The organism is Micrococcus luteus, from assembly GCF_022664405.1.
Lineage (GTDB): Bacteria > Actinomycetota > Actinomycetes > Actinomycetales > Micrococcaceae > Micrococcus > Micrococcus luteus.
This window is the reverse complement of the sequence record NZ_JAKRLB010000007.1, coordinates 26043-39624: the sequence shown is the minus strand read 5'-3', so window position 1 is coordinate 39624 and position 13582 is coordinate 26043. Positions and strand designations below refer to the sequence as shown.

At 74.4% G+C, this 13582-nt stretch carries 11 protein-coding genes; 6 read left to right on the top strand and 5 right to left on the bottom strand.

Going from position 1 to position 13582, the window contains the following annotated elements; all coding sequences use genetic code 11:
- Positions 1 to 5 precede the first annotated feature (5 nt).
- A complete protein-coding gene (locus tag MF605_RS04675; protein WP_134416278.1) occupies positions 6 to 1853 on the bottom strand; it encodes a glutaminase in 1848 nt (615 codons plus the stop codon).
- 65 nt (positions 1854 to 1918) lie between these two features.
- On the opposite strand from MF605_RS04675, the gene MF605_RS04670 reads away from it, so the two are divergent.
- From MF605_RS04670 to MF605_RS04650, 5 genes are all read left to right on the top strand, one after another.
- Positions 1919 to 4615, top strand: a complete 2697-nt coding sequence (locus tag MF605_RS04670) for an ATP-dependent helicase C-terminal domain-containing protein (protein ID WP_134416280.1) — start codon at positions 1919 to 1921, stop codon at positions 4613 to 4615.
- Between the two features lie 86 nt (positions 4616 to 4701).
- Positions 4702 to 6006: an extracellular solute-binding protein gene (locus MF605_RS04665; protein ID WP_134416282.1), complete on the top strand. Its 1305-nt coding sequence runs from the start codon at positions 4702 to 4704 to the stop codon at positions 6004 to 6006.
- Complete coding sequence (locus MF605_RS04660; protein ID WP_041102962.1) at positions 6003 to 6974, top strand: carbohydrate ABC transporter permease; 972 nt, start codon at positions 6003 to 6005, stop codon at positions 6972 to 6974. The genes MF605_RS04665 and MF605_RS04660 overlap by 4 nt, the downstream gene beginning before the upstream one ends.
- Complete coding sequence (locus MF605_RS04655; RefSeq protein ID WP_134416284.1) at positions 6971 to 7873, top strand: carbohydrate ABC transporter permease; 903 nt, start codon at positions 6971 to 6973, stop codon at positions 7871 to 7873. The genes MF605_RS04660 and MF605_RS04655 overlap by 4 nt, the downstream gene beginning before the upstream one ends.
- Before the next feature lie 35 nt (positions 7874 to 7908).
- Positions 7909 to 9201 carry an ABC transporter ATP-binding protein gene (locus MF605_RS04650; protein WP_134416286.1) on the top strand — a complete coding sequence of 431 codons (1293 nt, stop codon included), beginning with the start codon at positions 7909 to 7911 and terminating at the stop codon, positions 9199 to 9201.
- 27 nt (positions 9202 to 9228) lie between these two features.
- On the opposite strand, the gene MF605_RS11985 is transcribed toward MF605_RS04650, so the two are convergent.
- The 4 genes from MF605_RS11985 to MF605_RS04635 are packed head-to-tail and all read right to left on the bottom strand — an operon-like array spanning position 9229 to position 11739.
- Complete coding sequence (locus MF605_RS11985) at positions 9229 to 9555, bottom strand: NAD(P)-dependent oxidoreductase (protein ID WP_277933390.1); 327 nt, start codon at positions 9553 to 9555, stop codon at positions 9229 to 9231.
- Positions 9504 to 10223 carry an NAD(P)-dependent oxidoreductase gene (locus MF605_RS11980; protein WP_277933389.1) on the bottom strand — a complete coding sequence of 240 codons (720 nt, stop codon included), beginning with the start codon at positions 10221 to 10223 and terminating at the stop codon, positions 9504 to 9506. Before MF605_RS11980 ends, MF605_RS11985 begins: the two co-directional genes overlap by 52 nt.
- 33 nt (positions 10224 to 10256) lie before the next feature.
- Positions 10257 to 10778 carry a gamma carbonic anhydrase family protein gene (locus tag MF605_RS04640; RefSeq protein WP_049145584.1) on the bottom strand — a complete coding sequence of 174 codons (522 nt, stop codon included), beginning with the start codon at positions 10776 to 10778 and terminating at the stop codon, positions 10257 to 10259.
- 55 nt (positions 10779 to 10833) lie between these two features.
- Positions 10834 to 11739: a formyltetrahydrofolate deformylase gene (locus MF605_RS04635; RefSeq protein ID WP_134416288.1), complete on the bottom strand. Its 906-nt coding sequence runs from the start codon at positions 11737 to 11739 to the stop codon at positions 10834 to 10836.
- Between the two features lie 177 nt (positions 11740 to 11916).
- On the opposite strand from MF605_RS04635, the gene MF605_RS04630 reads away from it, so the two are divergent.
- Positions 11917 to 13494, top strand: coding sequence for a hypothetical protein (locus tag MF605_RS04630; RefSeq protein ID WP_134416290.1), 1578 nt, complete (start codon positions 11917 to 11919; stop codon positions 13492 to 13494).
- Positions 13495 to 13582: the final 88 nt, after the last annotated feature.

Sequence of the window (13582 nt, the reverse complement as noted above, 5' to 3'; positions counted from 1 at the left end):
GGTGGTCAGTCCTGCAGCGCGCCGGTCTCCCGGATGAGCTGGCCTAGCGCGGTGAACGCGTCGCGGGCCAGGGCCTCCCACAGGGCCAGGGCCAGCTGGGGGAAGCCCTCCTGGAGCGCGACCATCACCTGGGCGGTGAGGACTCGCGCCGTCACCGGCCCGCGCGCGCGGACGGTGGAGGGCTGGCGGCCGGGCTGGCCCAGGGCCATCTCGCCGAACGTCATCCCCGGGGTGAGCAGGGTGCGGCGCACGCGGCGGCTGCCCGTGCCCTGACCCGAGAGCTCCACGCTGCCGGAGACGATCACGTAGATGCCGCCGAACGGCTGGCCGGCGCGACGGATGATCTGGCCGTCCGAGTAGACCCGCTCGTCCATCATGGACTCGAGCAGACGCGCGTCGTCCGCGGAGAGGTGCTGCAGCAGGGGTGCCACGGCCGCCTCCTGGGCGTCCCGCGGCAGCAGGTGGGGGGCGTGCCGGGAGAGCAGCCGCTGCTCGGCCCACTGGGCGGCCCGCGAGCGGGAGTCGAAGAACACGAACTGCGCACCCTCGGCGGCGGGATCCACCCCCTCGGCCTCATCCTGCAGCGGCTCGGGCAGGTCGACCTCCACGGACTCCTCGACGGCCGCCATCAGCTCCTTCATCTCCGCGGCGTCCCGGTCCACGACGACGACGTCGAGCCCGTTGCCCAGCGCGCGGGCGAACCACTGGGCCACCAGCAGCCGGGCCGGACGGGAGATGGAGCTGACCGAGCGCATGTCCACCACGAGCGTCTCGAGGGCCTCCGGCAGACCGCGGCTGACGCGGGCGATCGCGTCCACCTGGCTGAAGCCGAGGTGACCGCCCAGCTCCATGACGTGCACGGTGTCCGCGAACCGCCCGAGCGCCTCGAGGACGACGGCGCTGCGCACCGTGCCCGAGGGCGCCTGATCGATCCGGTAGTGGGTGCGCAGGGCCGCGCGCGGGGAACCGGTGACCACCGACGGGTGCAGCTCGAAGTCCTCGACGATGGTCCGCAGGGCGGCCATCGCCGCGGCGCCGAGCCCGTTCTCGTCCGTCGTGTCCGACTGCAGCGCCAGACCGAGGTGGCCCGGCACCACCACGAGCACCGTGCCGCCGCGCGTGGACGCCCAGCCGGGCTGGCCGACGTCGTACGCCCACCGGGAGTCCCGGGTGTCCATGCCGCAGGAGTCCATCACGGAGAGCACACCGCGGACCGTCTCCTCGCTCAGCACACGGTCCCCGGTGACGGGGTGGACGCCGCCGTGCGCGAGGGTGCCGGCGAGCAGGGCGAGGTCCTCCACGGTCACGGCGGCGGCACGCACCGTGGCGATGTCCTCGAGCAGCGTCTCGGGGTCGGCGTCCAGCGTGTCGAGGGACTTCATCAGCCAGGCAGCGGACCGGGTGTGGTGCTGGGCGCGGTTCTCCGCACGCGCGGCCGACTCCGTGACGGTGACCTCGCGGTCGAACAGTGCGGAGAGCAGCTGCATCATGCGCGCGGTGCGGTCGCGGCCACCGCGGCCCTTCACGAGGGAGGCGGTGGCCACCGCGCCCGCGTTCTGCAGCGGGTTGTGCGGCAGGCCCGTGACGGCGTCCACCTCGACCCGGTGGTCCAGGTCGCGCACGGGGGCGGCTCCCACGCGCTCGCCCACCCGCACCGCGCCGAGGTCCTCGAGGGCCTGCGCGTGGAACAGGGGAGAGGCGAGCGTGGCGAGCGGCACGGGCGTCATGGATCCGGAGACGTAGCGGTGCCCGTCCACCAGGAGCATCGCGACGCCCAGCCCGTCCGGGACCTCCCCCTCACCCGCGTGGGCCGACGTGAGGCGATCGAGGTGCTCCTGGACGGGTGTGGTCATGGGTCACAGCCTAGTCAGTGGGACGGTCCCGGGACAGCGTGGCGGAGGCGGGCACAATGGACCCGATGCCCACCCCCGTCGATCCCGTCACCGTCCCGTCCGCCCTCTCCGCCGCCCTCGGCCGCCTCAGCGCCGGCCTGACGTTCGCCGCCGCCCTGCCCGACCTCGAAGCGGCGCTGGACGCGCGCGGGGCGGCCGTCGTCGAGGCGCCCCCGGGCACGGGCAAGACCACCGTGGTCCCGCCCGCGCTCGCGGTCCGGCTCGCGGATCACGGCGGCGGGCGCGTCCTGGTCACGCAGCCGCGGCGGGTCGCGGTGCGCGCGGCCTGGCGGCGGCTGCGCACGGCGGTGCCGGCCGCCGCGGCCGACGCGCAGCCCGGCGCCGACCCCGACGCGCAGGCCCGGCTCGCGGACGCCGCCGTCGGGTACGCCGTGCGCGGCGACGCGGTGGGCGGCGGGGCCTCGGCCGTCGAGTTCGTGACCCCGGGCCTGCTGCTGCGCCGCCTCCTCGCCGACCCCGGGCTCGATGGCGTGGACGCGGTGGTCCTGGACGAGGTCCACGAGCGGGATCTGGACACGGACCTGCTCTTCGCCCTCCTCGCCGACCTGCGGCAGCTGCGCCCCGAACTCGTGCTCGTGGCCATGTCCGCGACCGTGGACGCGGCGGCCCTGGCCGCCCGCTGGGCCCGCGGCATGGGGGAGGAGGCGCCCCTGCCCGTGGTCTCCACCCCGGCCGTGCTGCACCCGCTGCGCGAGGAGCACGCCCCGTTCCGCGGCCACCGCCTCACCGCCGAGGGCCGCGTGGACCGGGCCTTCCTCGACCACGTCGCGGCCACGGCCGCGCGCGCCCACGCCGAAGCGCTCGACGCCGACCCGTCCGTGGACGCCCTCGTCTTCCTGCCCGGGGTGGCCGAGGTCGAGGCGGTCGCGGGGCGCGTCGCCGCGCTCGCCCCGGACACCGAGGTCCGCGTCCTGCACGGCCGCCAGGAACCCGCCGACCAGGACGCCGCGCTCGCCGGCCGCGCCGACCCCGCCGTGCCGCGCGTCGTCGTCGCGACGGCGGTCGCCGAGTCCTCGCTGACCGTGCCGGGGGCGCGCCTCGTGATCGACTCGGGCCTGGCCCGCGAGCCGCGCCGGGACCGGGGGCGGGGCATGGCCGGTCTCGTCACCGTCCAAGCATCGCGTGCGGCCGCCGGCCAGCGGGCGGGCCGCGCCGCCCGCCTCGGCCCCGGCACCGTGGTCCGCTGCCACACCGCCGCGGCCCTGGGCACCGCGCCCGCAGCCCCGACGCCGGCCCTCGCCGTCGTCGACCTCGCGCCGGTGGCCCTGGCGTTCGCGGCGTGGGGCGCCCCGGGCGGCCACGGGTTGACCCTGCCCGAGGACCCGCCGGCCGACGCGATGGCCGCCGCCGAGCGCACGCTCGCCTCCCTCGACGCGGTGGACGCGGACGGGCGCATCACCCCGCACGGCGCCGTCCTGGCCGAGCTGCCCCTGGACCCGCCCCTCGGCCACGCCCTCCTGCGCGCGGCACCGTGGACGGGGCCCCGCCCCGCGGCCGAGGCGACGGCGGCCCTCGCCCTGGACCTGCGCGCCCCCGGGGCCGACCTCGAGGCGCTGGTCGCGGCCGTGCGGGACGGCCGGCACCCGGAGGCCGGGCGCTGGCGCCGGGAGGCGGACCGACTGGAACGACTCGCCCGTCGGCACGCACACCACTCCCTGGAGACGAGAGCGCCGGGAGAGCCCGGGCCCGAGGCGACGGCGGCCGCGCGCCGGCACCCCGCCGGCCTCGTGTCCGCCCTGGCCTTCCCCGCGTGGATCGCCCGACGCGCGGGGGAGGCGGGCGCGTACCTGCTCGCCTCCGGCACCCGCGCGGCCCTGCCCCGCGACGCCGCCGGCGGCGGCCTGGCGGGGCAGGAGTGGCTGGCCGTGGCCGAGGTCGCCCGTGTGGCCGGGGACGCGGCCGGCACGGGTGCCGCGATCCGCGCGACCGCGCCGATCGACCGGACGCTCGCCGAGCTCGCCGGCGCGGGCCTGCGGCGCACCGAGGACACCGCCGACTGGCGCGGGGACCGGCTCACCGGCCGCCGCGTGGACCGGCTGGGCGCGCTCGTGCTGGCGGAGACGCCGGCCCCCGTCGCCCCCGACGCCGCCGCGCAGGCCGTGCGCGCCGCACTCGCCGCCGACGGCCTCGCCCGGTTCGACCCGAGCGGTCGGACCGAACGCCTGCGCCGCCGGGTGCACCTGCTCCACCGCGTCCTCGGCGCCCCGTGGCCGGACCTCTCGGACGCGGCGCTGCCCGGCCTGGACGCGCTGGTCGACGGGCTTGCGGCCGACCTGGCCGCGGGGCGGTCCCTCGCACGCCTGGACGCCGAGGCGCTGCTGCGCGGCGCCCTGCCCTGGCCGGAGGCGGGCCGGCTGGACGAGCTCGCCCCCGAGCGCCTGCCCGTGCCGAGCGGGCGCGCCGTCGTCGTGGACTATCCGGCCGTCCACGAGGACACCCCGCCCGTGGTCGCCGCCAAGCTGCAGGAGTTCTTCGGGGCGCGTGTCACCCCCGCTGTCGCGGACGGTCGTGAGCCGGTGGTCCTGCACCTGCTCTCCCCGGCAGGTCGCCCGCTCGCCGTGACCGCCGACCTGCCCTCCTTCTGGGCCGGCCCCTACGCGCAGGTCCGCGCTGAGAACCGGGGGCGCTACCCCAAGCACCCGTGGCCCGAGGATCCCGCCGCCGCGGAGCCGACCGCCCGGACGAACCGCCGCGCCCGCTGAGAAAGGGGTCCGCGAAACGTGCAGGAATCGCTGTGATGCGTGATGATGGCCGTCACATCCGACTCGCATCGATTGAGGTTCCACTTGTGAGACACGACACGCGGGCACGTCAACGGCGCCGGGCCACGCTGGCCGGCGCCGTCGCCGCGGGCGCGCTGATCCTGGCCGGGTGTGCTCCGGCCGAGCAGATGCCCACCCTGACCTGGTACACCAACCCCGACGACGGCGGGCAGGCGAAGATCGCCGCCCAGTGCACCGACGCCGCGAACGGCCGGTACAGAGTCGAGACGTCCATGCTTCCGACGGACGCCGCCTCCCAGCGCGAGCAGCTGACCCGCCGCCTCGCCGCGGGCGACACGTCGATGGACATCATGTCCCTCGACCCGCCGTTCGTCCCCGAGCTCGCCGAGCCCGGCTTCCTGGCCCCCGTGCCGGAGGAGATGCAGGCGTACGCGGAGGACAACGCCCTGGAGGGCGCGCTCGCGGCCGCCAGCTGGAAGGACGAGCTCGTCACGGTCCCGTTCTGGGCCAACACGCAGCTGCTCTGGTACCGCAAGTCGGTCGCCGAGGCCGCGGGGCTGGACATGTCCCAGCCCGTCACGTGGGACCAGCTGATCGAGGCCGCCCGCAGCCAGGACAAGGACCTGGCCGTCCAGGGCGCCCGTGCGGAGTCCATGACCGTGTGGCTCAACGCGCTCATCGAGGGCGGCGGGGAGCAGATCGTCCCCAACGCCGAGGCGCCCACGGACGAGGTCACCACGAACCTCGACTCCGAGGCCGGCCGCACGGCCGCCCGGATCATCTCCACGATCGGCAAGGAGGGTCTCGGCAGCGCCGGCCTGCCGACGCAGGACGAGAACGCCTCCATGCTGCTCTTCCAGGGCAAGAACGGCTCGTTCATGGTCAACTGGCCGTTCGTCTGGCCGGCCACCCTCGGCTCCGTGGAGGAGGGCTCGCTGCCGGAGGACCTGCCCGAGGACATCGGCTGGGCCGTCTACCCCCGCACCGTCGAGGGCAAGGACGCCGCGCCGCCCGTGGGCGGCATCAACCTGGGGGTGGGCGCGAAGTCCGAGCACCAGGACCTCGCCTGGGACGCGATCTCCTGCATCACCACCACCGAGCACCAGAGCCAGTACTTCGTCGAGAACGGCAACCCGCCCGCCGACCCGGCGGCCTACGACGCCCCCGAGGTCGCCGAGAAGTACCCCATGGCGGACACCATCCGGGAGTCCCTCGAACTCGGCGCCCCGCGGCCGCAGACCCCGTACTACAACGAGGTCTCCACCGCGATCCAGCAGCGCTACGCGCCGCCGTCGGGCGTCTCCGAGTCCACCCCGGCCGAGACCGACGACTTCATCCAGGAAGTCCTGAGAGGGGAGCGTCTGCTGTGAGCCACGTCGACACCGCACCCGCCGCATCCACCCCGCGCGCCGCCGAGGGTCGTCGCCCCCGCCGGGTGAAGTCCCAGCGCGCGAAGTCCGAGGCGCGTCTCGGCTGGCTCCTGGCCGGCCCCGCGTTCTTCGTGATGCTGTTCGTGGTCCTGTACCCGATCCTGCAGGCCCTCTACGACTCGCTGTTCAAGTACCGGCTCACCGCGCCGGGCGACCGCGAGTTCGTGGGCCTGGGCAACTACGGCGTGATCCTCACGGACCCCGTGTTCTGGAAGGGCCTCGGGGTGACCCTGCTGATCACCGTGGTGACCGTGGTGGTCGAGCTCATCCTCGGCTTCCTGCTGGCCCTGGCCATGCACCACGCCATCAAGCAGACCCGCGGCCTGATCCGCACGATCATCCTGGTGCCGTACGGCATCATCACCGTGGTCTCCGCGTTCGCGTGGTTCTACATGTTCTCGATCGACTCGGGCTACATCAACGCCTGGTTCGAGTGGCTGCCGGGCGTCGACGCGGACCTGAACTGGTTCGCGCAGGGCAGCACCGCGCTGTTCGTGATCATGCTCTCCGAGATCTGGAAGACCACCCCGTTCATCTCCCTGCTCCTGCTGGCCGGCCTGGCCCAGGTGCCGGGCGACCTCACCGAGGCCGCCTCCGTCGACGGCGCCTCGTGGTGGCAGCGGATGAAGCTGGTCATCCTGCCGAACATGAAGGCCTCGATCATGGTGGCCGTCCTGTTCCGCGCGATGGACGCGTTCCGCATCTTCGACTCCATCTACATCATGACCAACGGCGCCTACGGCACCGAGGTCCTCTCGCTGCTGGCCTACCGCACGTCCATCGGCCGGCTCGAGATCGGCATGGGTTCGGCGGTCTCCGTGATCCTGTTCCTGTGCGTGGCCCTCATGGCGGTCATCGCCGTCAAGGGCTTCAAGGTGGACCTGGCCGACCGAGGAGGTTCCAAGTGAGCACCGCCGCATCCGCTCCCGCCCCCGAGGGCCGCGCGCCTGAGGGCCGCGCGCCCCACCGTCGCGGCACCGGGAAGGCCACCGCACTGTGGTGGATCCTCACCGTCGTGATCGGCGTGTGGTGCCTCTTCCCGCTGTTCTCGATCTTCGCGACCAGCTTCAAGACGCCCGCCGACCTCGCCAACGGCAAGCTGCTGCCCACCCAGTGGTCCACCGTGAACTACGAGGAGATCTTCGTGGGCGGCTCGCGCGAGCTGTTCCTCACGGCGCTGCGCAACTCGATCGGCATCACCGTGATCGCCACGATCATCGCCGTCATCCTGGCCACGCTGTGCGCCTACGCGATCGCCCGCCTGGACTTCCCGGGCAAGCGGCTCGTGCTCACGGTGTCCCTGATGGTCTCGATGTTCCCCGTCATCTCCCTGGTGACGCCGCTGTTCAACATGTGGCGCACCCTCGGGCTGTACGACACGTGGCTCGGCCTGATCATCCCCTACCTGTCCCTGACCCTGCCGATCTCCATCTGGACCCTGGCCGCGTTCTTCCGCCAGATCCCGTGGGAGCTCGACCAGGCCGCGCAGGTGGACGGCGCGACCCCGCTCGAGGCGTTCCGCAAGGTGATCGTCCCGCTGGCCGCCCCCGGCGTCTTCACGACGGCGATCATCGCCTTCTTCATCGCCTGGAACGACTTCGTGTTCGGCATCTCCCTGACCTCCACCGAGACCGCGCGCACCGTGCCCGCCGCCCTGGCCTTCTTCACCGGCGCCTCGCAGTTCGAGTCGCCGACCGGGGCCATCTCGGCGGCCGCGATCATCGTGACCATCCCGATCGTGATCCTGGTGCTGGCGTTCCAGCGTCAGATCGTGGCCGGCCTGACCAACGGCGCGGTGAAGGGCTGAGGCCCGCACACGAGACCTCCCGAAAGGACCCCCCGATGGCCTCCATCACCCTGAACCACATCGACAAGACCTACGACGACGGCTTCCACGCCATCAAGGACGTGAACCTGGAGATCGAGGACGGCGAGTTCGTCATCCTCGTGGGCCCCTCCGGCTCCGGCAAGTCCACGCTGCTGCGCATGATCGTGGGCCTCGAGGACATCACCGACGGCGAGATGCTGATCGACGGCCGCCGCGTGAACGAGGCGGCCCCCAAGGACCGCAACCTCGCGATGGTGTTCCAGAACTACGCGCTGTACCCGCACCTGACGGTGTACGAGAACATCGCCTTCCCGCTGCGGCTGATCAAGGAGAACAAGCCCTCCGAGGAGGAGATCGACCGCAAGGTGCGCGACGCCGCCCGCGTGCTCGAGCTCGAGGACCACCTCGAGCGCAAGCCCGGCAACCTCTCCGGCGGCCAGCGTCAGCGCGTGGCCATGGGCCGGGCGATCGTGCGCGAGGCGGACGCGTTCCTCTTCGACGAGCCGCTGTCCAACCTGGACGCCAAGCTGCGCGGGCAGATGCGCGCGGAGATCTCGCAGCTGCAGCGCCGCCTGGCCACCACCTCCGTCTACGTGACGCACGACCAGACCGAGGCCATGACCCTGGGCGACCGGGTGGCCGTGCTCAAGAAGGGCGAGCTGCAGCAGGTGGCCAGCCCGCGCGAGCTCTACGAGCAGCCGCTCAACCTGTTCGTGGCCGGCTTCATCGGCTCGCCGTCGATGAACTTCCTGCCCGCCTCGCTGAAGCAGAAGGAGGGCGGCCACGTGCTGTCCTCGCCGATCGGCGACATCCCGGTGCCGCCCGAGAAGGCCCGCGCCGCCGAGGGGCGGGACATCGTCTTCCTCGGTCTGCGGCCGGAGTTCTTCGAGGACGCCGAGCTGGTGGAGGACAGCCGCCGCGACCAGGGCTCCACCTTCGACGCGACGCTCACGCACCTGGAGTGGCTGGGCCACGAGCAGTACGGCTACATCGAGTTCGATCCGGACCCGGCCGTGGCCGAGATGCTCTCCTCGCTGGCCAAGGACCTGGACGCGGACGAGCTGCGCCCCGTCGTCGTGGCCACCCTCTCCGGCGAGTCCCGCGCCCGGCCGGGCACGCCGACCCGCCTGTGGGTGGACACGACGCGGGTGCACCTGTTCGACCCGACCACCGGTGAGAACCTCACCCGCGACCCCGAGGCCGGCGCCGAGCTGACCCGCCGGGCCGCCGAGGAGCGTCGCCGCCAGATCGAGATGGCGGCCGAGCGTGACGCGGTCGCGCGCGAGGCGGACGCGCCGCGCCGCTGAGCCGGCGCCGGGGACGCCGGAGGCGGGTCAGTACCCGCCCTCGGCGTCCACCAGGCCCTCCAGCTCCGTCCCGGCCGCGCGGGCCCGCAGGTTCCGCTCGACCCGCGCGTGGAGCAGCGGGACGCACATCTCCGGGGTGTCCGCCGTATGCGGCGTGATGAGGGCCCGCTCCTCAGTCCAGAGCGGGTGGCCCTCCGGCAGCGGCTCGGGGTCGGTGACGTCCGTGCCGAAGCCGTGCAGCCGGCCCGCCGCGAGGGCCTGGACGACGGCGTCCGTGTCCACCAGCGCCCCGCGGGCGACGTTCACGAGCACGGCGTCCTCGTCCAGGAGGGCGAGGCGGTCGGCGTCGAACATGCCGCGGGTCTCCTCGGCGCCGCCGCGGCGATCATCACCACCTGTGCGCCGGGCAGGACCTCGTCGAGGCGGTCGGTCGTGACGGTGCGGTCCGCGCCGGGCACGTCGCCCGCGCGTCGGCGGACCGCGGTGACGTGCACGTCCCAGGTCTTGAGCAGGCGGATGTACTCCTGTGCGATCCCGCCGCCGCCCACGACCACGGCATTCAGGCCGTTCAGGGTGCGACCGGAGGAGGGGCCCCACGTGGTGGCGCGGACGCGCGCGGGCAGGTCCCGCAGCAGGGCCAGGGTGAGCAGCAGCGCGTGTTCGGCCACCGGCGGAGCGTACGTGCCCTTGGCGGACGTCCACACGATGTCCGGGCGGCTGCGCACGAGGGGGACGAACGGCTCGATCCCGGCGAACGGGAGCTGCACCCAGCTCACGTGGGGGTGGGCGGCCAGGGCCGCGGCGAGCGCATCGACCGGGATCGGGCGGACCATCAGCAGGGCCGTGGCGGAGGTGTCGCCCTCGGCCACGGCGGCGCCGCCGACGTCGGCCACGGCCTGCTCGGCCAGCCGACGGGCGTGGGCGTAGGGGGTGCCGGCGACGTCCTGCGCCGCGGGGAGGACGAGCAGGCGCTCGGGGACGTCGTCGGGTCGGGTGCGGGGGAGAGCGGAAGAGGTGGGCATGGTGCCCACCGTCCCACATCCTCCGGGCCCGGTTCAGCCGGCGACGGCGTCCCGGTGCGCGGCGGACAGCCGCAGGTAGGTGGCCGCGTTCTTCTTGAGGCCCTCCCGCTCCTCGTCCGTGAGGGGGCGGCGGACCTTCGCGGGGACGCCCGCCACGAGCGAGCCGGCCGGGACCTGCGTCCCCTCGAGCACCAGGGCGCCGGCGGCCACGAGCGAACCGGCCCCGATGACCGCGCCGTTCATCACCGTGGCGGACATGCCGATCAGGCAGTCGTCCTCCACGGTGGCCCCGTGCACCACGGCGGAGTGGCCCACGGAGACACCGGCGCCGAGGGTGCACGGGAAGCCCTCGTCCGCGTGCAGCACCACGTTGTCCTGCAGGTTGGTGCCCGTGCCGACCCGGATGGGGGCGGAGTCGCCGCGGGCGGAGACGCCGTAGAAGGCGGAGGAGCGCTCGGCCATCTCGACGTCGCCGGTGATCGCGGCGGTCGGGGCGAGGAAGACGGACTCGTGGATGCGCGGGGTGGCACCCGCGACGGTGATGATGTGGGCCATGCCACCAGCCTAGGCGGGCAGCACGACGGCGCCGCGTGGCGCCGTCGTCCCGGGCTCAGCTGAAGACGACGGTCCGCCGGCCGTCCGCGAGGACGCGGTGCTGGGCGTGCCAGCGCACGGCCTGCGCGAGCGTGGAGCCCTCGACGTCGCGGCCGCGGGCCACGAAGTCGGCGGCGGTCTGGGCGTGGGTCACCGGCTGCACGGACTGCGCGATGATCGGGCCCTCGTCCAGGTCGGCGGTCACGTAGTGGGCGGTGGCGCCGATGAGCTTCACGCCGCGTTCGTGCGCCTGGTGGTAGGGGCGGGCGCCCTTGAAGGAGGGCAGGAACGAGTGGTGGATGTTGATGGCCATCCCGGCCAGGTCCCGGCACAGCTCGTCCGAGAGGATCTGCATGTAGCGGGCCAGGACCACCAGCTCGATGTCGAACTGGGCGATCAGGTCGCGCAGCCGGTCCTCCGCGGCCTCCTTGGAGTCCCGGCTCGAGGGGTCCTTGGAGACGGGCACGTGGATGAAGGGCACGCCGTAGAAGGAGGCGAGCGGCTGCAGGTCCAGGTGGTTCGAGACCACCACGGGGATCTCGATGGGCAGGGTGCCGGCGCGCTGCTGGAAGAGCAGGTCGTTGAGGGTGTGCCCGTCCTTGGAGCACATCACGAGGGTGCGCATGCGGTGCGCCGCGTCCCACAGGCCCATGCGCATGCCGAACTCCTCGCGCACCGGCGCGAGCGCCTGGTCGATGTCCTCCCACGTGGCCGGGGTCACGAACTCCACGCGCATGAAGAAGTCGCCGGTGTCCGGGGAGTCGTACTGCTGCGACTCGGTGATGTCCGCCTCCACGCCCAGCAGGGCGCCCGTCACGGCGTGCACGATGCCCTTGCGGTTCGTGCAGGCCAGCGTGAGCACGTGGGCGTGCTCGGCGCCGGAGGCGGGGGAGGGGCTGGGGGAGAGGGCTGCCGTGTCCATGGCGTCGATGGTAGGCGGTGCCGACCGCGCGGAACCGCGGGATGACGGGGCTGATCCCTGGTCGGGGGGCCGGGCCCCGTGTCATCCTCAAGACCAGGTTCCCCGCCGCGTGGCGGCGGGGGAGGCACGACGCGGCGCCCGGCACGGCCGGTCGCCCCAGCAACCGAGGAGCACCCCATGCCACAGTCCACCCTCTACTGGATCATCGCGGCGATCATTGTCGTGCTGTTGATCCTGATCATCCTCTCGGTGGTCGCCTCGCGACGTCGTCGCGAGGCCGAGACCGAGGTGGCCGAGACCCTGCTTGAGCGCCGGGGCGTCAGCGCGGACACCGCGGGTGAGCAGGCGGCCGCCGCCGCGGCCGCCCCCGCGGCCCCGACCCGCCTCTCCCGCCTGGACGAGGTGGCGGCCGAGAAGGACGCTCGCCCCGCGGCCGCGGTGAAGCCCGCCGGGGGTCCGGCTGCGTCCGACACCGCCGCGGCGGACCGCGAGACCGACGAGTCCGTCGCCGGCGTGGCCGGCGGTGCCGGGGTGACCGTGGACCAGCACGACGCCCCGAGCGCCGACGCCGCCGCTCAGACCCACCGCCGCGACGCCGCGGCTCCGGCCACCCGGGGCACTCTGCGCCCCGCTCCGGCGGCGCCGAGCACGGCGCGCGAGGCGGACACCGTGGGCCTGGGCGCGGCCGGTGTGGCCGGCGGCTCCGGCGTCACCCTGGACGAGCAGACGCCCGCGGCGGACGTCCCGGCGACCCCGGCCTCCCCGTCTGCGGTGACCGAGACCCCCGCCCCGGCGGCACCGGCCGCCGAGGCTCCGCAGCACAGGAGCCACCTCACCCCGGCTCCCGAGCACGTGCACGGGACCGTCCCCGCCGACGAGGTCGCCGCCGAGCACACCCCCACCAAGGAGCTCGCCACGGAGGCGATCCCCGTCCCTCAGGGCGAGCACCTCGAGACGCACACGGTCGCCACCACCGCGCACGGCTCGGTCACCGTCGTGGCCACCGAGTCGGACCAGGCCCTGCAGAACGGCGCCGACGGGGCGGAGCGCTCGGCCGCCGGGTCCCTGCGCATCGACGGCACGCCCGGGGTGCCCGGTCGCGTGGCGGAGGCGGACCGCGGGCCGGCGCGCACCGATGACCACGGCGCGGACGTCGCGCAGCCGGCGGCGGTCGAGCCCGCGGCTGAGCGCCCGCCGCTCGAGGCCGCCCCGGCCACCCGCCGGGCCGAGGCCCCGGAGACCCACGCCGGCACCACGCCGGCCACGCCCCTGGGCGGCACCCCGGAGCTGGATCCGACCGCAGCCTCGTCCGGCCGCGCGGAGGACACCACCCCGGCGACCCGCCGCGAGGCCCGCGCCGCGCAGTCGGCGGCAGCCGCCGGGGCCGCCGGGACTGCTGGGACCGCCGGGACTGCCGGGACCGCCGCGCCGACGTCGTCGACGCCCACGACCGTGGCCCCGGACACCTCCACCTCCTCCGCCCCCACGGATGAGGAGCCCGCCGAGGACGACACCGAGGGCGCCGCCCTCCCGGACCTGCGGGCGGACCGCGACGAGACCCGAGCCTCGGACGCCGAGGGTGAGTCGAAGCTGGCCCAGGTCGGCGCCGTGGCGGCCTCCGCGTTCGAGACCGTGCGTGACAAGGTCGCCGTCCCGCTGCGGGACAACGTGGCCGTGCCCGCCAAGGACACGGTCGTGAAGGTGGTCAAGGACAAGCTGTCCCAGGCGCAGGAGCGCCGCTGGGGCAAGCGCTGACCGGAACAACCGCCCCACGACGACGGCGGCCGCCCCCTCGTGTGAGGGAGCGGCCGCCGCGCGTTCAGCGGAGCCCGCGCGGGCGCCC